The 20813-nt window shown below is 66.1% G+C and carries 18 protein-coding genes; 9 read left to right on the top strand and 9 right to left on the bottom strand.

What is annotated here, in order from left to right; translation table 11 throughout:
• Window positions 1-82: 82 nt before the first annotated feature.
• Complete coding sequence (locus tag P5W99_RS01115) at window positions 83-478, bottom strand: hypothetical protein (RefSeq protein ID WP_421022812.1); 396 nt, start codon at window positions 476-478, stop codon at window positions 83-85.
• A gap of 749 nt (window positions 479-1227) precedes the next feature.
• Here P5W99_RS01115 and P5W99_RS01110 point away from each other — a divergent pair.
• Complete coding sequence (locus P5W99_RS01110; RefSeq protein WP_421022811.1) at window positions 1228-2271, top strand: bile acid:sodium symporter family protein; 1044 nt, start codon at window positions 1228-1230, stop codon at window positions 2269-2271.
• A 119-nt stretch (window positions 2272-2390) separates the two neighbouring features.
• Here P5W99_RS01110 and P5W99_RS01105 read toward each other — a convergent pair whose 3' ends face one another.
• The gene (locus tag P5W99_RS01105; RefSeq protein WP_421022810.1) at window positions 2391-2648 is read right to left on the bottom strand and encodes a DUF3309 domain-containing protein; all 258 of its coding nucleotides are present in this window, start codon (window positions 2646-2648) and stop codon (window positions 2391-2393) included.
• Between the two features lie 136 nt (window positions 2649-2784).
• Here P5W99_RS01105 and P5W99_RS01100 point away from each other — a divergent pair, with 136 nt between their 5' ends.
• The 7 genes from P5W99_RS01100 to P5W99_RS01070 all read left to right on the top strand — a co-directional run bounded on the left by P5W99_RS01100 (window position 2785) and on the right by P5W99_RS01070 (window position 12143).
• Window positions 2785-3900 carry a LacI family DNA-binding transcriptional regulator gene (locus tag P5W99_RS01100; protein WP_421022809.1) on the top strand — a complete coding sequence of 372 codons (1116 nt, stop codon included), beginning with the start codon at window positions 2785-2787 and terminating at the stop codon, window positions 3898-3900.
• Window positions 3897-5249, top strand: a complete 1353-nt coding sequence (locus P5W99_RS01095) for an AGE family epimerase/isomerase (protein WP_421022808.1) — start codon at window positions 3897-3899, stop codon at window positions 5247-5249. Before P5W99_RS01100 ends, P5W99_RS01095 begins: the two co-directional genes overlap by 4 nt.
• Window positions 5250-5292: 43 nt before the next feature.
• Entirely contained in the window at window positions 5293-6270 is a 978-nt protein-coding gene (locus P5W99_RS01090; RefSeq protein ID WP_421044607.1) for a carbohydrate kinase family protein, read from the top strand.
• A gap of 137 nt (window positions 6271-6407) precedes the next feature.
• Complete coding sequence (locus P5W99_RS01085; protein WP_421022806.1) at window positions 6408-6629, top strand: hypothetical protein; 222 nt, start codon at window positions 6408-6410, stop codon at window positions 6627-6629.
• 115 nt (window positions 6630-6744) lie between these two features.
• Window positions 6745-6990 (top strand): hypothetical protein, encoded by a 246-nt coding sequence (locus tag P5W99_RS01080; protein WP_213297956.1) that lies wholly within the window; start codon window positions 6745-6747, stop codon window positions 6988-6990.
• Between the two features lie 160 nt (window positions 6991-7150).
• Complete coding sequence (locus P5W99_RS01075) at window positions 7151-8257, top strand: ion channel (protein WP_421022804.1); 1107 nt, start codon at window positions 7151-7153, stop codon at window positions 8255-8257.
• Between the two features lie 247 nt (window positions 8258-8504).
• Window positions 8505-12143: an indolepyruvate ferredoxin oxidoreductase family protein gene (locus P5W99_RS01070; protein ID WP_434661553.1), complete on the top strand. Its 3639-nt coding sequence runs from the start codon at window positions 8505-8507 to the stop codon at window positions 12141-12143.
• Between the two features lie 95 nt (window positions 12144-12238).
• Here P5W99_RS01070 and P5W99_RS01065 read toward each other — a convergent pair whose 3' ends face one another.
• Window positions 12239-13552: an EAL domain-containing protein gene (locus tag P5W99_RS01065; RefSeq protein WP_421073433.1), complete on the bottom strand. Its 1314-nt coding sequence runs from the start codon at window positions 13550-13552 to the stop codon at window positions 12239-12241.
• Between the two features lie 408 nt (window positions 13553-13960).
• On the opposite strand from P5W99_RS01065, the gene P5W99_RS01060 reads away from it, so the two are divergent.
• Window positions 13961-15628, top strand: a complete 1668-nt coding sequence (locus P5W99_RS01060; RefSeq protein ID WP_421022801.1) for a Na+/H+ antiporter — start codon at window positions 13961-13963, stop codon at window positions 15626-15628.
• A 27-nt stretch (window positions 15629-15655) separates the two neighbouring features.
• Here the strand turns inward: P5W99_RS01060 and P5W99_RS01055 are convergent, their stop codons facing one another.
• The 6 genes from P5W99_RS01055 to P5W99_RS01030 form a co-directional block, all read right to left on the bottom strand.
• Complete coding sequence (locus P5W99_RS01055; RefSeq protein WP_421022800.1) at window positions 15656-15895, bottom strand: hypothetical protein; 240 nt, start codon at window positions 15893-15895, stop codon at window positions 15656-15658.
• A gap of 207 nt (window positions 15896-16102) precedes the next feature.
• Entirely contained in the window at window positions 16103-17407 is a 1305-nt protein-coding gene (locus P5W99_RS01050; RefSeq protein ID WP_421022799.1) for a solute carrier family 23 protein, read from the bottom strand.
• A gap of 435 nt (window positions 17408-17842) precedes the next feature.
• Window positions 17843-18481 (bottom strand): DUF2239 family protein, encoded by a 639-nt coding sequence (locus P5W99_RS01045; RefSeq protein ID WP_421022798.1) that lies wholly within the window; start codon window positions 18479-18481, stop codon window positions 17843-17845.
• A 109-nt stretch (window positions 18482-18590) separates the two neighbouring features.
• Window positions 18591-19418, bottom strand: a complete 828-nt coding sequence (locus tag P5W99_RS01040; RefSeq protein ID WP_421022797.1) for an HvfC/BufC family peptide modification chaperone — start codon at window positions 19416-19418, stop codon at window positions 18591-18593.
• Window positions 19415-20293 (bottom strand): MNIO family bufferin maturase, encoded by an 879-nt coding sequence (bufB, locus tag P5W99_RS01035; RefSeq protein WP_421022796.1) that lies wholly within the window; start codon window positions 20291-20293, stop codon window positions 19415-19417. Before bufB ends, P5W99_RS01040 begins: the two co-directional genes overlap by 4 nt.
• Window positions 20294-20305: 12 nt before the next feature.
• Window positions 20306-20554: a BufA1 family periplasmic bufferin-type metallophore gene (locus tag P5W99_RS01030; RefSeq protein ID WP_421022795.1), complete on the bottom strand. Its 249-nt coding sequence runs from the start codon at window positions 20552-20554 to the stop codon at window positions 20306-20308.
• Window positions 20555-20813: the final 259 nt, after the last annotated feature.

Here is a 20813-nt window from a genome sequence, read left to right as displayed (position 1 = left end):
TGCCTGCAGCGCGCGCGAAAAGCGCCAATGGGAAGCGGCAGAAGATGCCTGGAGAACTGCGTGAAAAGCGGGGGTAGCGGCCCTAGTTGCGATAAGGCGCCGGCATCGGGGGACGCGGGACCTCGCCGCCGCCGCGCTGGAATGGGCGGAACGTGCTGCGCTCTTCGTTGTAGCGCGCGACGTCTTCGCGAATGGAGCCGGCGCGTACCGGCGAATCGGCCGGCGGACGAGGGACCTGACGCGATTCCGCGCTCACGGGCTGAATCGGGCTGTGATAGCCGCCGAAGCCATTGCCATAGGGGTTGCTGTTGAAACCGCCGGCACGGCGCTCCTGCGAGTGAGCGCCCTGACGCTCGCGCCAGCCGCCCTGGTCGGCCACGCGCATCGGCCCGCCGCCGTAGTGTCCACTGTAATGTCCGCCTGGCGCGCGGCCGTAACCCGCGCTGCCGCCACGCGGGCTACCCCATTGCATTGGCATGGCCGGGCGCGAAGCTCCGCGCATCATGGGCGCGGACTGAAAGCCGCCGCCATGAAAGTCGCCGCCACCATGACCGGCCAGGGCAGGCTGGACATGGGCGAACACAACGAGGGCCGCTAATCCGGCCCCCAAGCCCCACTGTCCAATCTTTGACAACCCTGCGCGCATTGTGTGTCGATCACCTGCCCGACGTTCAGCATGGCTTAACGCCATTCGGGCCATGGCGAGCCGTTCCGGGAAGCGTATGTGTCACGCAACAATTGCTGCCGCAACGGTTTTTGACTCTTCCTTGACGGTAATTTATGGGCGTCCTGAAAGGGTGTCGAGCCAAAAAATGTTATGCCCTCGGAAGGGTTGTAACACCATGTTACTGCACGATTTTTTGGTCTTTGGGGACATGACGTGCGGGAGTATTTCATGCTTGCGAGCAGCCTCGCCCAAGCTGCCGGAAGCCCGTCCAGCGGGGCTTTGCTGGCAACGGGCGCGCCTTCGCTGCGCTGCGTTTCGCACCGGGTGTTTTGCATGACGAATGAATGGCGCCAATGCCCGCTCGCCCCCACTTGTCTCGCGTCGGCCACACCATGGCGGCTGTTTCTGAAAGCCGCCCTCTCATGCAAAACGATCATTAATCGATTCTTCAAATGAATTTGCTTTTTCAATCGCGGTGGGCCGACAATAGAGGCCCTGATTCCTCCCGTGGCGCCCGGACCGAATGAAAGTGCGCCGTGGTGCGCACTTGAGACTGATCGATGGTTCGTCCGAAATTCCTGCCCGATAACTTCACGCTGTGCCTGATCGGCACGGTGATTCTCGCCAGCCTGCTGCCCGTGCACGGCCTGGCCACCAAGCCTTTCAACTGGCTCACCAACGTCGCGGTCGGTCTGCTGTTCTTCCTGCACGGCGCCAAGCTCTCGCGCGAAGCCATCGTGGCGGGCGCCACGCACTGGCGTCTGCACATCGTCGTGCTCACAAGCACGTTCATCTTCTTCCCGCTGCTTGGGCTCGCGCTCAAGCCCGTGCTCTCGCCGCTCGTCACACCCACGCTTTACATGGGCGTGCTGTTCCTGTGCACGCTGCCCTCGACCGTGCAGTCGTCCATCGCGTTCACCTCGATCGCGCGCGGCAACGTGCCCGCCGCCGTGTGCAGCGCATCGGCGTCGAGCCTGATCGGCATCTTCGTCACGCCCGCGCTCGTGAGTCTCGTCGTCACGAACCAGGCCGCGGGCAGCACATCGGCCTGGCATACGGTCTGGAACATCGTGCTGCAGTTGCTCGTGCCGTTCGTCGCGGGGCAATTGCTGCGGCCCGTGATCGGCCGCTGGATCGAGCGCAACCGCAGCGTGCTCAAGTTCGTCGATCAGGGCTCGATCCTGCTGGTGGTCTATGGCGCGTTCTCCGAGGCGATCAACCAGGGGCTCTGGCACCATACGTCGATTGCGGCGCTCGGCGGCCTGGTGGTAATCAGCGCGGTGCTGCTCGCGCTCGCGCTCGGCGCCACCATGTTCACGAGCAAAAAGCTCGGCTTTTCCCGCGCCGACCAGATCACGATCATCTTCTGCGGCTCGAAGAAGAGCCTCGCGTCCGGCGTGCCGATGGCCAAGGTGATCTTCGCCTCGAACGCCGTGGGCGCGGTGGTGCTGCCGCTCATGCTGTTCCATCAGCTCCAGCTGATGGTGTGCGCAGCGCTCGCGCAGCGCTGGGGCGCCCGCGACATGAGCGTCGAGCACGCCGAAGCCGGCGACGAGTCGCGCGCGGCGCGCGGCGAGCGGGCAGTGGCGGGAGGAAGGCAGTAATCGACAAGCCGCAGGCGAAGCGGCGCCCGGAAACCACCGGCGCATCAATCAAAGAGGCCGGCGCGGAGTGATCCGCGCCGGCCTCTTTGCCTTTGCATGGGAAACATGGCAATGCGCGTCTAGACCTGCCCGGTCAACACGAGCCACAACATGACGATCACCCCGGCGCCCACGGTGCCAGATGGCCCGTAGCCCCATGTACGGCTGTACGGCCACGCAGGGACGGAGGCAACCAGAAGCAGGACCAAAAATAGCAATAGGGATATGCCGCGCAAGGGACCCTCCGGGTAAAGCAATGACCTGCGGCAGTGCGCAACTGACGTTCCCGCGGTCTGTTTAGCTGTTTTTACTAAACATTTAAATTTACGTTTATTCACCTAATTACGGGTATTTACCGGCGGTTTATACGGCATTTCAAGGTTGCACGGCCATATTTTTACTATACAATCGCCGCACATCTGGCCATATCGCGGCACGCGTGCCGCGCGGCATCAGCAAGCGCGCACAGGAACCATGGGGACAACCATTCGTGACGTCGCGCAGGCGGCCAACGTGTCGATCGGCACGGTCTCCCGCGCGCTGAAGAACCAACCGGGCTTGTCGGAGCCCACGCGAGCGCGCATCGTCGAAGTCGCGCGCTCGCTCGGCTACGACTGCGGGCAACTGCGCCCGCGCATCCGCCGCCTCACGTTCCTGCTGCACCGCCAGCACAACAACTTCGCCGCGAGCCCGTTTTTCTCGCACGTCCTGCACGGTGTGGAAGACGCCTGCCGCGAGCACGGCATCGTGCCCGCGCTGCTCACCGCCGGTCCCGCCGACGACACCATCCAGCAACTGCGCCTGCACGCGCCCGACGCCATCGCCGTGGCCGGTTTCGTCGAGCCCGAGACGCTCGCCGCGCTGGTCGCGCTGCATCGCCCGCTCGTGCTGATCGACCTGTGGGCGCAGGGCCTGCGCTCGGTGAACATCGACAACGCGGCGGGCGCGGCGCTCGCCATGCATCATCTGTTCAGCAAGGGGCGCCGGCGCGTGGCGTTCATCGGCGGCTCGCTCGCGCACTACAGCATCGCCCAGCGCGCGCTCGGCTATCGGCGCGCGTTCTTCGAAGCGGGGCTGCTGTTCGATCCGTCGCTGGAAACCTGCATCGATGGCGGGCTCGATCCCGACACCGGCGCGGCGCTCGCGATGCAGCGTCTGCTCGACGCCGCGCATAGCGTGCGCGGGCCGCTGCCCGACGCCGTGTTCGCCTACAACGATGCCGCCGCGCTCGCCGCCATGCGCGTGTGCCAGGCCGCCGGCCTGCGCGTGCCGCAAGACATCGCGATCATCGGCTTCGACGACATTGCCGGCGCGTCGCACGCCGCGCCCGCGCTCTCGACCATCGCCGTCGACAAGGAAGCGCTCGGGCGGCGCGGCGTCGAGTTGCTGCTCGAAGAAGCGCCCGCAGCCAACGAAATCGTGCTGCCCGTGCGGCTCATCGAGCGCGCGAGCACCGCCGCCAGCGAACGCACCGAGGCGGCGGCAAGCACCTTGTCGCGGACCGGGCCGCCCGCCGAAGCCGTCCTGCAGAATCCACTCCAAGCCTGGTCAGCCGTCACGCCAGGCCAAGCCCAGACGAGAAAGCCATGACGAAGCCTTCCAACGCGGTCTCTTCCCAACCGGCCAGGCTTGCCCCGGCAGCCGCTGCGGGCGCGCCCGCGGTCGCGAGCTTTCGCGACCGCGCGTTCCTGCTCGGCCACCTCGAGGACACGCTGCGCTTCTACGCGCCCAACGTGTTCGACAGCACCGGCGGCTTCTTCCATTACTTCCGCGACGACGGCTCGATCTACAACGCCCACTCGCGCCACCTCGTGAGCAGTTGCCGCTTCGTCTTCAACTACGCGATGGCGTACCGCGAGTTCGGCGACCCGCTCCACCTGGAATACGCGCGCCACGGCCTGCAGTTCCTGCGCGAAGGCCATTGGGATCCGCATCACGAGGGCTACGACTGGGAGATCGACTGGCGCGACGGCAAGAAGCGCACGCTCGACGCCACGCGCCACTGCTATGGCCTCGCCTTCGTGCTGCTCGCCTATGCGCACGCGGCGATGGCAGGCATCGAAGAAGCCCGGCCGATGATCGGCGCCACCTTCGAGCTCATGGAGCACCGCTTCTGGGACGGCGCGGCGGGCCTCTACGCCGACGAGGCCAGCGCCGACTGGATCGTGTCGAGCTATCGCGGCCAGAACGCGAACATGCACACCACCGAGGCACTGCTCGCCGCCTACGAGGCGACCGGCCACCTCGTCTATCTCGACCGCGCCGAGCGCGTCGCATCGAACATCACGCTGCGCCAGGCGAAGCTCTCGCAAGGTCTCGTGTGGGAGCACTTTCACGCCGACTGGTCGGTGGACTGGCACTACAACGAAGAGGACAGCTCGAACATCTTCCGTCCGTGGGGCTTCCAGCCAGGGCATCAAACCGAATGGGCAAAGCTGCTCATGATTCTCGAGCGCCATCGTCCGCTGCCGTGGCTGCTGCCGCGCGCGATCGAATTGTTCGACGCGGCCATGGCGCACGCCTGGGACGACGATCACGGCGGGCTCTACTACGGCTTCGGCCCGGACGGCACGGTGTGCGACCACGACAAGTACTTCTGGGTCCAGGCCGAGACCTTCGCCGCCGCCGCGCTGCTCGCGAAGCGCACCGGCAACGAGCGCTTCTGGGACTGGCACGACGAGATCTGGCGCTACAGCTGGGCGCATTTCGTCGATCATCGTTTCGGCGCGTGGTACCGCATACTCACCTGCGACAACCGCAAGTACAGTGACGAGAAAAGCCCTGCGGGCAAGACCGATTACCACACGATGGGCGCATGCTACGAAGTCCTGAACGCCTTGCCGGGCCGTGGCATGGCGCCCGTCATCGGCACCGCGGCAGGCAGCGAAGCGGCGTTCGCGCAAGCCAGTTGCACCACCGGCACCGACGGCAACGCCTGAGCATCAGCGAAGACTCAGCGAAGGAATTGAGAAGGAACAAGCGATGAGCACCTGCAACACTGGCCCCGACTTCTCGTCCGGCTTCCCCGCCTTCATCTCGGCGGGCGACATCCTCACCGATCTCGTGCGCGCTCCCGCGCCCGAAGGCGCGCCGCACGCGTCGAGCGCGCCGGGCATGGATTCGCACTGGCGCGCGCATCCCGGCGGCGCCGGCTGGAACGTGGCGCGCGCGGTGGCGCGCCTCGGCCTGCCAACCGCATGCGCGGGCGCGCTCGGCACCGACAACTTCTCCGACGAGCTCTGGAACGCGAGCGTCGCCGCCGGCCTCGACATGCGCTTCATGCAGCGCGTCGAGCGCGCGCCGCTGCTCGCGATCGTGCACCAGACGCATCCGCCCGCGTACTACTTCATCGGCGAGAACAGCGCCGACCTCGCCTTCGATCCGGCGAAGCTGCCCGAAGGCTGGCGCGCGCACGCGAAGTGGGCGCACTTCGGCTGCATCAGCCTCGTGCGCCAGCCGCTCGGCGAAACGCTCGCGACGCTCGCGGCGCAGTTGCGCGAGGCCGGCGTGAAGATCAGCTTCGACCCGAACTACCGCAATCTGATGGCGCACGGCTATGAGCCGATCCTGCGCCGCATGGCCGCGCTCGCCGACCTCATCAAGGTGTCCGACGAAGATTTGCGCATGCTGTTCGCCGATAAGAGCGAAGCCGAGGCCATCGCGGCGATGCGTGCGCTGAACCCCGCCGCGACGCTGCTCGTCACGCGCGGCTCGCAGCCCGCGACGCTCTATGCCGGCGATGCGGTGATCGAAGCGGCCCCGCCGCGCGTCGAGGTGGCCGATACGGTGGGCGCGGGCGACGCGTCCATCGGCGGGCTGCTTTTCAGCCTGATGAGCGCGCCGCGGCGCGAGTGGCGCCAGCATCTGGCGTTCGCGCTCGCCGCCGGCGCCGCCGCGTGCCGCCGGCCCGGCGCGCATTCGCCCACGCTCGACGAGGTCGTCGCGCTACTCGCGGATTAACGCACTGGCCCAACCCGCGCCGCGCGCGATGCGCGGCGCAACACTGACATGAAAGCGCCTTGTCAGCGTCACGAGCGTGCCCCGCAGGCGAAGAATCAACGTGCTAGCATGGAAGCTCCTTTCACGAGGAGCCCGCCATGGAAGACGTCAGCTACACCAAGGGGATCTATACGGCAGTCGCCTCCGTGCGGCCCATGAACGCCGGCCAGTACCAAGGCCTGGTCTCCCTGGCGCGCGACGACGGCGAGGAGCTCGAGAACGCCATCTACGAAGTAGAGAGCGCCTCTGGCACGCCTGAGGAAGCGCTCGAAGAAGCGAAGGCGCTCGCGCATCGCATTCTCGGCGAACTCGAACTGTAAGGCGCAAGAGAGGCAATCTCGAACCGCGCGGGGCGGCGATCCTGTCCCCAGCGGTCCTCTTCGGCCGGCAGCCATGACGCCAAAGCGCGCTTGCTCCGGCCGGCAGGAGACGAACATGGCCGAACAACTCTTTCTCTACGGCGTCTACGCTATCCACGTGCATCCGCTCGAACTGCAGGGCGCGCGCTGGGACGCCGAATACCAGATCACGCACCGCGACAAGCCCGTGCAGCCATGGGTCACGATTGGCGGCAACGCGGGCTTCGAGGCCTCCGCCGAAGCCGTCGATGCCGCGCGCCGCCAGGCCATCGCCGACATCGAGCACGGCGCTGGCATTCCCAAGCCGCACGCATTTCCGTGACCGGCGCACTCGCGCCGCACGCATCCGAATTTTGGCTTGAACCTGGCTTGAACCCGGCTTGATCCCGCACAGGAGCGCTGCGCGCTCGGCCGCTTGTCCTGCATCTCCGGGATTGCTACGCTTGCCTCCTCATTTCGCTCCCCCTGAAGAAGGGACCACCATGACATCCGAAATGCCGGGGCGCGACGCCTGCGAAAATGCCGGCGCCGACATGCAGGCCGTACAGGACGCTTCCGCCGCCCACGCGCCGCCCGCGAACGCGGCGAATGTGCAGCCCGAGGAAACCTCGACCGACACGCTGTGCAAAGGCGCATCCCCTGCGTCGGCGTCGGCATCGGCCACGCCCAAACCCAAATCCAAACCCGAAGAGGCCCCTCGCCGCACCGCGCGAACACTGGAATTCGGCGCGCGGAAAATTCTCGTCTACGGCATGCCCGTGCAGACCTGGCGCGACTTTTATCACTTCGCGCTGCAGATGCGCTGGCTCACGTTCTTCGCCTCGCTCGCCGGCCTCTTCGTGCTGCTCAACGGCCTCTTCGCGTGCCTCTATCAGCTGGGCGAGGCGCCCATCGCCAACCAGTTTCCGCAAGGCTTTCTCGGTGCCTTCTTCTTCAGCGTAGAGACGCTCGCGACGGTCGGCTACGGCGACATGCATCCGCAAACCGTCTATGCCCACCTCGTCGCGACGCTCGAGATCTTCGTCGGCATGTCGGGGGTCGCGTTGGCCACGGGGCTCGTGTTCGCGCGCTTCTCGCGCCCGCGCGCCAAGATCCTGTTTGCGAACCAGGTGGTCGTGCATCCGATCGAAGGCCGCTTGACGCTGATGGCGCGCGCCGCCAACGCGCGCCAGAACGTGATTGCCGAAGCGCAGGCGAAGCTGCGCCTGATCCGCGTCGAAACCTCGTCGGACGGCTACACCGCTCGGCGCATCTACGACCTCAAGCTCGTGCGCTCGGAGCATCCGCTCTTCACGCTCGGCTGGAACCTCATGCACGTGATCGACGAATCGAGCCCGCTGTTCGGCGCCACGCCCGACATGCTCGCGAACCAGAGCGCGGCGCTGCACGTCGTGATCGAAGGTTCGGACGAGTCGACCGCGCAGACCATGCAGGCGCGCCATATCTGGTCGGATGCGCAAATCCGCTGGCAATACCGCTACGTCGATCTGATGAGCGACGTGAACGGCGTGAGCACCATCGACTACACACACTTTCACGAGGTCGTGGAATTCGACGACGCCAGGCCATACGGGCCGAGCGTGATCTGAAGCCGGCCCCTCCCGGGCGTCCGAAACGCTGTAGGGGAAATCCTTCTCAAAATTACCCCGTGACGGGCAGCTTATCGCGCGAAAACCTGCCGCGCCTGGTGAGTTAGCAAAATATTTCCGTCATTGGCGCGAAAAAATAGAGTCTTCCTCGCCGCCCTCCACGAAGGGGGTGCGACAGCAATAGCCTTGCATGGGATCGCAGTAAGCGCTGAAGCGCCAACTGCGATCGACAAAACGGAGACTCCTCATGACTGCGCGCCCCGCGTTCGGCGACACGCCTGCCACGCCCCCTCTCGCTGACTACAAGCTCACCGACAACCTCACCGCCACGCGCGGCCGCATCTTCCTCACCGGCACCCAGGCGCTCATCCGCCTGCCGCTCATGCAGCGCGCGCTCGACCGCGCGCATGGGCTGAACACGGCAGGCTTCATCAGCGGCTATCGCGGCTCGCCGCTCGGCATGGTCGATCAGCAGGCGTGGAAGGCGAAGAAGCTGCTCGAAGCCGCCGACGTGCGCTTCCTGCCCGCCATCAACGAGGAATTGGGAGGCACCGCCGTGCTCGGCACCCAGCGCGTGGAAGCCGACCCCGAGCGCACCGTCGAAGGCGTGTTCGCGATGTGGTACGGCAAGGGCCCGGGCGTCGACCGCGCCGGCGACGCGCTCAAGCATGGCAACGCCTATGGCTCGTCGCCACACGGCGGCGTGCTCGTGGTGGCGGGCGACGATCATGGCTGCGTGTCGTCGTCGATGCCGCATCAGAGCGACTTCGCGATGATGGCGTGGCACATGCCAATCGTGAATCCGTCGAACATCGCCGACATGCTCGAGTTCGGCCTGTACGGCTGGGCGCTCTCGCGCTACTCGGGCGCATGGGTGGGCTACAAGGCGATTTCCGAAACGGTGGAATCGGGCTCGACCGTCGATCTCGATGCTGTAAAAACCGACTGGCAGGCGCCTGAGTTGGCAACATCGGGCTTCACGCCGCCACCCGGCGGCCTGCACAATCGCTGGCCCGATCTGCCGAGCCTCTCGATCGAGCAGCGCCTCGCGGCCAAGCTCGACGCCGTGCGCCACTTCGCGCGCGCGAACAGCATCGACAAGTGGATCGCGCCGAGCCCCCACGCGGACGTGGGCATCGTGACCTGCGGCAAGGCGCATCTCGACCTCATGGAAGCGCTGCGCCGCCTCGACCTCACGGTCGACGACCTCGACCGCGCGGGTGTGCGCATCTACAAAGTGGGGCTCTCGTTCCCGCTGGAGATGTCGCGCATCGACGCCTTCGTTTCGGGGCTCGCCAATGTGCTCGTGATCGAAGAGAAGGGCCCCGTGATCGAGCAGCAGATCAAGGACCATCTCTACAACCGCAAGGACGGTGCGCGCCCGGCTATCGTCGGCAAGCACGCCGAGGACGGCACGCTGCTGCTCTCCGATCTGGGCGAATTGCGCCCTTCGCGCATCCTGCCCGTGTTCGCCGCGTGGCTCGCGCAGCACAAGCCCATGCTCGACCGCCGCGAGCGCGTGGTCGATCTCGTCGCGCCGCAGATTCTCTCGAACGTCGCCGATGCCGTGAAGCGCACGCCCTACTTCTGCTCGGGCTGCCCGCACAACACCTCGACCAAGGTGCCCGAAGGCTCGATCGCGCAGGCCGGCATCGGCTGTCACTTCATGGCTTCGTGGATGGAACGCGACACCACGGGCCTGATCCAGATGGGCGGCGAAGGCGTGGACTGGGCCTCGCATTCGATGTTCACGAACACGCGTCATGTGTTCCAGAATCTCGGCGACGGCACCTACTTTCATTCAGGCATCCTTGCGATTCGCCAGGCCGTGGCCGCGAAGGCCAACATCACCTACAAGATCCTCTACAACGATGCCGTGGCGATGACGGGCGGCCAGCCCGTCGACGGCAGCATCTCCGTGCCGCAGATCGCGCGCCAGGTGGAGGCCGAGGGCGTCTCGCGCTTCGTGGTAGTGAGCGACGAGCCCGAGAAATACGATGGCCATCACGGCCTGTTCCCGAAGGGCACGACGTTCCATCACCGCAGCGAGCTCGACACCGTGCAGCGCGAACTGCGCGAAACGCCGGGCGTGACCGTGCTGATCTACGACCAGACTTGCGCCGCCGAAAAGCGCCGCCGCCGCAAGAAGGGCGAATTCCCCGATCCGGACAAGCGCCTCTTCATCAACGAGGAAGTCTGCGAAGGCTGCGGCGATTGCGGCGTGCAGTCGAACTGCCTCTCGGTCGAGCCCGTGGAAACGGAACTGGGGCGCAAGCGCCGCATCGATCAGTCGTCGTGCAACAAGGACTATTCGTGCGTGAACGGCTTCTGCCCGAGCTTCGTCACTGTGAAAGGCGGCAAGCTCAAGAAGGCCGCGGGCGCCGCGTTCGATCCGCAGGCGCTCGCGGCGCGCGTGAATGCGCTGCCGGTTCCGGCCACGCATCTGGACAACGCGCCTTACGACATTCTCGTGACCGGCGTGGGCGGCACGGGCGTGGTGACGGTGGGCGCGCTCATCAGCATGGCCGCGCATCTGGAGGGCAAGAGCGCTTCGGTGCTCGATTTCATGGGCTTCGCGCAAAAGGGCGGCTCGGTGCTGTCGTTCGTGCGTTTCGCCGCGACCGATGCGCTGCTCAACCAGGTGCGCATCGACACGCAGCAGGCCGACCTGCTGCTCGCCTGCGACATGGTGGTGGGCGCAAGCGCCGACGCGCTGCAAACCGTGCGCCACGACCGCACGCGCATCGTCGTGAACACGCACGAGATTCCGAACGCGGCGTTCGTGCAGAACCCCGAGGCGAACCTGCACACCGACGCCCTGCTCGCGAAGATGCGCCATGCGGCCACTAACGGCGCAACGCCGGCTCAAGATCCGCTCTCGACGTGCGATGCCCAGGCGCTCGCGCAACGCTTCCTCGGCGACACGATCGGCGCGAACATCCTGATGCTCGGCTTCGCGTGGCAGCTCGGCCTCGTGCCGGTGTCGCTCGCGGCGCTCACGCGCGCGATCGAGCTGAACAACGTGGCCGTGCAGGCGAACCTGTTCGCGTTCTCGATCGGGCGACTCGCCGCCGCCGACGCCGCCGCGCTCGAAGCGCTGGACATGCAGCGCACGGCGGCTGCGAAGGCCGCGGTGCGCAAGCTCACGCAAACGCTCGACGAACTGATCGCCGACCGCGAGCAGCGTCTGCTCGCCTATGGCGGCGCGAGCTACGTGAAGCGTTATCGCGCGCTGGTCGATGCCGCGCGCCGCGCGGATTCTTCCGCCGATCAGGCGCTCGCGCGCGCCGTCGCGGCCACGTTCTACAAGCTGCTCGCCGTGAAGGACGAATACGAAGTGGCGCGCCTGCACGCCGATCCGGCCTTCCGCACCGCGCTCGAAGCGCAGTTCGAAGGCCGTGCGGGCAGCGACTTCACGGTGAAGTTCAATCTCGCGCCGCCGCTCGTCGCGCGCGAGAAGAACGGCCAGCATCCGCGCAAGATCCAGTTCGGCCAGTGGCTATGGACCGGGCTCGCGCTGCTCGCGAAGGGACGCGGCTTGCGCGGCACGTGGCTCGACCCGTTCGGCAAGACGCTCGAGCGGCGCATGGAACGCGCCCTCGCCGACGACTACGAGGCGACGCTGCGCGGCGCGCTCGCGAATGTCACCGCCGGCGATACCGCCAACCGGGCCGCCGATCTCGCAAAATTCGCGAGCCTGCATCAGCGCGTGCGCGGCTATGGCCACGTGAAGCTCGCGAATCTCGCCTCGGTCAAGCGCAGCGAACGCGAACTCGCCACGCGCCTGAACATCGACGTGAAGACGAGCGCGGCTGTCGACGAGGCGCTTGCGTCGTTCAAGGGTGTGGGTGCGTTGCGCGGCATTCCCGTGGTGGTTGCGAAGTAGGCGGCGCGGTCGTCAAGATGCAAACGGCGCGAGTGCCTCACACTCGCGCCGTTTTTTCGTCGATAGTCGATCTCTTCGGTCCGTCCGGCCCGCGCTCAGGCCGGCTCTTCAGCAAACCAATCCACGTCGCCGCACAGCACGCACAGGCGGTCGCCCACCTGCACCGCCATCGAGAGCGTCACGCACGGCAGCGCCTCGTTTATCGAGAGATACGGCGAGCTCGTGTGCACACGTCCCGGCGCCACCAGCGCGGCGCGGAAGTACGGCCGGCGCAGCCAGTTCGCGCCCTGTGCGTCGTCGAGCGGCAGGAAGCGCGCATCGTGCTCGGCGCGGTCCACGCGCAGCACCACGTTGCGCCCCGCCTGACGCCCGTTTGCGTCGAGCAGGAAGCAGCGCGCCGCGTGATCGAGCGCGAGGAAATTCCAGCACACCTCCTCCAGCGCTTCGCCTGCGCCAAGGCGCTCGGCCGCGCGCTCGAACGCGCGCACGTAGGGTGCAAGACGGCTTGCCGTGCCGCGCTCGCGTGCTTCGGTCTGCTCACGATAGCGCTCGGTGGCCTCGGCGATCACGGCTTGCGCGTGCACCGCGTCGGTCAGACCCGGCGCGGGCCGCGCGAAGAAAAAGCCTTGCACGAAGTCGGCGTTGCACGACAGCGCGAGCTGCGCCTCCTGCTCCGTTTCCACGCCCTCGATCAGCACCAGCTTGCCCGCTTCGTGCAGCAACGCAACCAGCGCGGGCAGCGTCGCGGCCATGTCGGCGCGATGCGCGGCGTGCAGCAGCATGATGCGGTCGAGCTTCACGATATCGGGATTCAGCTGCCACACGCGGCCGATGTCGACATGCCCCGCGCCGAAGTCGTCTAGCGCCACGAGAAAGCCGCGCTCGCGAAACTCGGCCACCGCGTGCGCGAGCACGTCGAGATCGATGGCCCCGGTCTTGTCCGCACTCTGCAAGCCCTGCGCGTCCGGCACGTCGAGCACTTCGAGCACGATGCGCCGCGGCGGCAAATCGAGCCGCCGCAGGTTCGCGAGCAGCGCCGCCGCATGATAAGGGTCGGTCAGCGTGCCCGGATGCACGTTCAGAAACAACCACTCGCGCTCGGCGCCCAGCAACGCGAAGTTCTCCAGATGCAGCGCCTGCGCGAGCCGGTCCACCTGGAGCGCCTCGCCCACGCGCGCGGCAGCCCCGAACACGTCGAGCGGCGAGACCGGCCGGTCGAGCGCGTCGTGCGCGCGCAAGAATCCTTCGTAGCCGATCGCGCGCATATGCGAGAGGCTGAAAACGGGCTGAAACACGCTCGTGAGCGTGAGTTCGCCGTGATGTGCGCTATAGCGCTCGAGCCCCGATGCGACGCTCAGGTCGAAGCCATGAGGCGCCGTGGCCGTTTTGTCGTGTTGCTCTGTGCTCATGCTTTCCTCTTCGCGCAAGTTGATCGCCGCGGCTCGCGTGCCGGCGGTCCCTGCGTTGCGCCTCCTGCGATCAGGTCAAGCAAGGTTCGTGCGCACGCAGGCCGCGCGCTGCCCGCGCGCATGCGCGGCCAGCGGGCATGCAACGTCTCCCGGCGCACCAACTTCGTGCATCACACGCGGCCGCACCTGCATGACGCGGAGCGTGCCACTCATCCGCGCAGCCCTTGCCCGCTTCGCGGCGCGGGAGGCCGCCCTCGGGCTAAACTGCCCGCCAGCCGATGCCTGGCTGGCCAGGCACCTCCGCATTCGCTCGCAACGCTTCCGCATTAAAGGGACACACTCAAAGGACGCATTACCGGGACCGGGACGCCCTACCGGCACGCATCGCGTCCTCGCCTTACGTCATCGATGGAAACCATTTTCACCGTTCTCATTCTGCTCCTTGCCGTGGCACTTTCGGGCGTCATCGTGCGTCTGTTGCCCGTCAAGCTGCCACTGCCGCTTTTGCAGATCGCCATCGGCGCATTGCTCACGTTTCCGCGCATCAATCCGCACGTCACGTTCGATCCCGATATCTTCATGGCGCTGTTCATCCCGCCGCTGCTGTTCGCGGACGGCTGGCGCATCCCCAAGCGCGAATTCTTCATGCAGCGCCGCGCGATCCTGATGCTCGCGCTCGGCCTCGTGCTGTTCACCGTGGTGGCGGTGGGCTATTTCGTGCACTGGCTCGTGCCGCAGATCTCGCTGCCAGTGGCCTTCGCGCTCGCCGCCGTGCTCTCGCCCACCGACGCCGTCGCGCTCTCGGCCATCGCCGGCAAGGACAGGATTCCCGCGCAACTCATGCACATCCTCGAAGGCGAAGCGCTGATGAACGATGCGTCCGGCCTCGTCGCGCTCAAGTTCGCCGTGGCCGCCGCGCTCACCGGCTACTTCTCGCTGCGCGACGCCACGCTCAGTTTCTTCGTGATCGCGGCGGGCGGGCTCGCGGTGGGCGCGGCGATCGGCTGGCTGTTCAGCTTCGCGTCCGCCCGCTTTCTGAACATGACCAGCGAGGGCGATCCCGCGCCCGGCGTCGTGATGACGCTGCTGATTCCGTTCGCGGCCTATCTCTTCGCGGAGCATCTTGAAGTCTCGGGCGTGCTCGCCGCCGTGGCCGCCGGGATGATGATGAACTACACGAGCGTCGCGCACATGGGGCCGGTGTCCTCGCGCGTACGCGCGAACAGCACCTGGCAGATGATCGAGTTCGTCTTCAACGGCATGGTGTTCACGCTGCTCGGGCTGCAGTTCCCCGGCATTCTCGGCAAGGCGCTGCTCGAGGCGCATCACACGAGCAACATGCAGATGATGCGTCTCATCGGCTATATCGCCGCCGTGCTCGCAGCGCTCTACGCGATGCGCTTCGGCTGGGTGTGGCTGCTGCGCTGGGTAGCGAGCCGCAGCGCAGCGCGACAGGGCATGGCCAACGCGGTGCCGGGCCTGCGCACCGTGGCGATCACAACCGTGGCCGGCGTGCGCGGCGCGGTCACGCTCGCGGGCGTGCTCTCGCTGCCCGTGGCGCTCGCGAGCGGCGCACCGCTGCCCGGGCGCGACACCGCCATTTTCATCGCCTCGGGCGTGATTCTCGCCTCGCTAATGGTGGCGATCGTGGGGCTGCCGCTGCTGCTGCGCGGCGTGAAGCGCGGCGCACATCCGGCGCACGCCGCCGAGGAGCGCGCCGCGCGCGCCCAGGCGGCACAGGCCGCGATTCGCGCCGTGGATGCGCTGCACGAGAAAGCCACCGAGGACATGGACGAATCGCAAGCCGCCTACGCCGCGGATGTCACGGCGCGCGTCATGGACACCTACCGGCGCCGCCTCGCGACGCTCGACGCCGACCGCGACCGCGCCAAACACGCGCGCGAGTCGGAAGCGCTCGAACTGCAGATGCGCCTCGCGGCCATGCGCGCCGAACGCGCGACGCTGCTCGACCTGCGCAACCGCCAGACGATCAACGACGAGACGCTCTCGAAGCTGATGCGCGAAGTGGATCTTTCTGAAACCGCGATGACCACGCGCGGACGCAATCGGGGATAAGGGATAGTGGGCATGCCACGCGGCTGCTTACCCAGCGAGCCTCTGGCTGTCCCACACCCCGCGGTGAATGGCGCGTTCCAGCATGCCTACCGTGAGCGCTTCCTTCTCATACTTTTTCCGCTGTACTTTTGAAAACGGCAAAAGAAGGATTGAGAACAGGTTAAATCCCTCTTCCACTGCGATATAGAAAAACAATTCTTCTGGATTTGGATTCTGGTGGGTTCCATATCTATAAGTAGTGACAGGTGTATCTATAGCTGCGCTCATATTTCACCCAATAAATACACAATCAGATGAAATTTGCACTGCTGGTGATCCGCAGTCGCAATAGATCCTTGAGCCAACTCCGGTTCCAAGCAAATATGCTCAAAGAGCAAAAAACGCGACGCCCTGTCATAAAGGGTGTCGCGTTTTTATTCGTATTTGCAGCGTGGCGACGCCAAACGCGCGCCGTTCGCAAAGAGATGGCTCGCCTTAAACCGCCGCTTCCTGCGCCGGCTTCCTGCGCAACAGCGCGTACAGAATGATCGCGCCGAAGGTCGCGGTGCCAATGCCGCCGAGCCCGAAATTGCCGAGCTTGAGCGAGAAGTCACCGGCGCCGAGCACGAGCGTGACGGCGGCCACGATCAAGTTGCGGTTATCTGAGAAGTCGACGCGGTTGACGACCCAGATGCGCGCGCCCGTCACGGCGATCAAACCGAACACGACGATGGACGTGCCGCCGAGCACCGGCCCCGGAATCGTCTGGATCACCGCGCCGAACTTCGGCGAGAAGCCAAGCACGAGCGCGATGAGCGCGGCAATCGCGAACACCAGCGTCGAATAGATCTTGGTGACTGCCATCACGCCGATGTTCTCCGCGTAGGTCGTCATGCCCGTGCCGCCCGAGAAGCCCGAGACGATGGTGCCGAGGCCATCGCCGATGAACGCGCGGCCCACGTAGCGGTCGAGGTTCTGGCCGGTCATTGCGGAGACGGCCTTGATGTGGCCGAGATTTTCGGCCACGAGAATCACGGCGATGGGCACGAGCATCGTCATCGCATGCGGATCGAACACCGGCGCGGTGAACTTCGGCATGCCGAACCAGGCCGCGTTGCCGACGATCGCGAAGTCGATCGGCTTGCCCATGCCCATGCCGTTGGTCACGACTGCATAGATCGCGTAAGCGATCGCGAGGCCCACGAGAATCAGGAGACGCTGGAGCATGCCCCGCGTGAAGACGGCCACGCCGCCCACGCAGAGGATGGTGACGAGCGCCATCCACGAATCGAACTGCGAGGCGCTCACGCTCTTCACAGCGATGGGCGCGAGATTCAGGCCGATCACGGCCACGATAGCGCCGGTCACCACGGGCGGCATGAGCGTTTCGATCCACGCCGTGCCGACCACCGAAACGAGCACGCCGATCAGCGCATAGGCCACGCCGCACGCGACGATGCCGCCGAGCGCGACCGGAATGTTGGTGTTCGGCCCGTGACCGCCGTAACCGGTGACGGCAATCACGAGACCGATGAACGCGAAGCTCGAACCGAGGTAGCTGGGCACGCGCCCGCCCACCACGACGAAGAACAGCAGCGTGGCAATGCCCGACATGAAGATGCACAGGTTCGGATCGAAGCCCATGAGCAGCGGCGCGAGCACCGTCGAGCCGAACATGGCGACGACGTGCTGCACGCCCATCGCGAACATCTGCGGCCAGGGCAGGCGCTCGTCGGGCGCGACGACGCTTTTCGCGGAGCTCGTTTGCGCGCGCCAGCGGGGAAAATATGAGTCGGACATGGGGCTCCTCTTATGCTGTTGTTGACCGTTGTTGGTCGTCCTGCGCCGGTGGCTGCGATGGCTGCCGGCGCGATCGGGTTTTGTCTGGGTCTTGTCTTTTTGGGAGAGAAATCTCGCGCGAGTGTACGGAGCCGCAAACGGCGTGGCAAGGCAGACTTGCGAGCCCGCGCCGGCGAATGGGGCTATAGCGCGCAAAGCCCCGCCTGACGGGAGTTTCGGACTACTCCTATATCGACGGAGATACCCGCGGCTTAGACTACATCTGCTGCGTGACCCCATGACAGTTCATGCAGAGGTTGTAAATGTAAACTCTCCGACTTCCCGCTCATGCCCACGTGGCCTGAGCGGCTTTTTTTTTGCCCGGGCGTTTTTAATGCTCTTATCCGGTGCGGCTCACCACGAAGCCGCGCCGGCAGGTTATGGCTGGTTGCGGCTTCATGCGAACGCGCCTTGCGCGAGCTCCCGCACGTAGTCGCGCACGCCCTCGGGCCAATCCACGCTCCAGGCCTCGAAGCGCGCACGCTCGCCGGCATACAGCGCGCGCAACGCTTCCTCGTAGCCCGGCAGATTGCCCGCCAGCGCGGTCATGAAACGGTGCACCGCCTCTTGCGACGTCCGTACGCGGTCCTTCGCCTCGCTCACATGACGCGCGCTTTCCACGAGCCGCCGCAGCACCACCGACGCGCCGCCCGGCTGGGCCGCCAGCCAATCCCAATGGCGCGGCAGCAACGTGACCTCGCGCGCTACCACGCCGAGCTTGGGCCGGCCCCGGCCGCGCGGGGCGTCTTCGCCGGGGTCGTCTGGCTGCGTTTGTTGGTCGCCTTCAGTGCGGGCTTGCCATGCCGCATCGGCGGCGAGGCGCGCGGCTATGTCCGCGGGGCGGCCGCGCAAATCGAACTCCACCGGCTTCGCGTCGCGGTCGTCGAAAACCAGCACCTGCGCGGTCTCCCCTCCCTCCAGCACAGCCTTCACCGCCAGCGCCACTTCGCGCGGCGCGCCGCGCGCGATTAGCCGCGTGCCGGCAAAGGCCGTCACGCGAGGGCCGCTTGACGCGGCTTCATTTGTCATTGCCATGACTTGCTCCTGTATCAAATCGCGGAGCTAATATTATCCGGGTAAATTTTAAAGCGCAATATCACCCGGGTAATAATTTGCTGCACGTCAATTGCAGCGCGCGAACGCGTCATCCGCTGTGCAAGCCCACGATCGCGCCCGCCTCGATCCACGTGCGCCAATGGCTTGCGAAGTCGAACGCCTCGTCGACGGCGAATGCCCGTTCGAGCGCTTCGTCGAGCGTCGCGCCGCGCTGAAGCGCCACGAACGCCTCGTGCGCTGCCTGCGTGTGCGCAAGCGCAGTGGGACGCCAACGCGGACGCACGACAAGCACCCAACCCGGTGTATAGACGCGGTCGGGCCACGCATGCTGGCGCGCTCCTTCACGCGCTTTGTCGCCGAGGTTTTGATCGCCTTGCTGATGCGCGCGCCAAATAGCAAGCGCCGCGTAATTCGAGGCCAGCGCGACACATGCCGGATGCACGGCGAGCCGCGACGACATGAGCCGCTCCGCGCCGATCGCCTGCCACTGCGCCGGCGCGAGCGGCTCGGCATCGGCGGCGAAGGCGGCCATGTGCAGCGCCCATTCGAGCCGCGCGACGTCGCCGAAATATGCGTAGCGCGCATCGGTTTCGTAGCGCTCGATGAAGACCGGCAAAGCCGCGCCGAAGCGATTCAGATCCGCGTCGCGTGATGGATGCGCCCGCGCATAAGCGAGCGCGAGTGCATCGAAGTAAGCCTCTCCGACGAGCGCCGCGAGCACCGGATACGCGCTCGCCAGCGCAGCGCGCCGTGCGGCGCGCACGTTGCCGCGATAAAGGCCAAGACGTTCGTGCGCGGCACCAATCGAAGCGCCTGGGCGCAGGTGTGCCGCGGCCAGCGCGGCATCGGCGGAGGGATCGTCGAGCGCGGCGGCAAAGGCCGCCTGCATCGACGCCAGCGATTCATCGGCGCTCATGCGCGCACCTGCGCGCTCGCGAGCGGATCGCGCGCAATGCACGTCATGCGCTCGCGCGCGAGCCTCGCTTCGTCGAGCAGCACATCGAGCGGCGGCACGCCGGTGTCCCATTCGATCAGCGTGGGCACCGCGCCGAATCGGCGCAACGCGGCCTCATAAAGCGTCCAGACTTCTGGCGCGACGCGCGAGCCGTGATCGTCGATCACCGCGGCCTCCGTCACGCGATGCCCCGCGAGATGCAACTCGCCCACCGCCTCGCGCGGCAATGCGGCCATCGCGGCGAGGGCGTCCTCGCCGTGATTGCATTGGTTCACGTAGAGATTGTTCACGTCGAGCAGCACGCCGCAGCCGGTGCGGCGCGCCAGTTCGGCCAGAAAAGTCGTCTCGCCAAGGGTGTCGTCGCGAAAGCGCACGTACGTGGAGACGTTTTCGATCAGCACGCGCCGGCGCAGGGTGTCCTGCATTCGCGCGACGCGCGCGCACAGATGATCGAGCGACGCCTGCGTGAGCGGCATCGGCAAAAGATCGTGGAGCGCGGCGTGGGGCATCGCGCCCCAGCATAGATGCTCCGAAACGAGCGCCGGTTCGATGCGCTCGACGAGACGCTTGAGACGTGCGAGATGCGTGTCGTCGAGTCGCGCCGCCGAGCCAAGCCCGAGGCCCACCCCGTGCACACTCACGGGCGCATCGCGGCGCACCGTTTCGAGCACGTGCAGGTCGTAGCCGCCATCGCCGAAATAGTTCTCGCTATGGACCTCGACCCAGCAGACCGGCGGCGGCGCCTCCATGAACGCGCCGTAGTGCGCGTGGCGCAAACCGATGCCGACGCCTTGCGCCTCACTCGTGCGCGAAGGTGAATGCATCATCGTGCTCATGCCGCGCCTTGCTTACGTTTCCGGCGTGCCGCCGAGCTTTTCGCAAGTGCCCTTGGGCATCGTCTTGAAGTCGCCCTTGTCGTGATCGACCTTGGCCTGGCCCGCGCAATCATGCACGCCGGTCTTGCTCGCGCAATCGTTCTGGCCAGCCTTGGCGACGCCATAGCAGTTCACCGTATCGGCGGCGTTCGCGACGCCTGCCGCTGCAAGACCCGCCAGCGCAGCGGCCATCACGGCCTGACGGCTCAATGCGTTTTTCATCGGAAATCTCCCTGAAGGTAACGAGAGGCGCGTGAGCCGCGCCGCACGGCCTCTCGCGCAATATTTTGCCTCACCATTGGCTCCGCAAAGCTTGCCCCCGCGTCGGCACGCCCAAAGCCCAGCACGGCCTGAGCCAGCGGCGATTATCTTCATTTTTGCAATGATATTTGCCGTATCTCGATATTTATCTTCGAACCTCGTAGCAATAAAGTTACATCAACGAATCGAACAAACTCATTGTTACGGTTCTAAAGATAAA

It is taken from the genome of Paraburkholderia sp. A3BS-1L (assembly GCF_051125215.1).
Taxonomy (GTDB): domain Bacteria; phylum Pseudomonadota; class Gammaproteobacteria; order Burkholderiales; family Burkholderiaceae; genus Paraburkholderia.
This window is presented reverse-complemented; position numbering and strand designations above follow the sequence as displayed.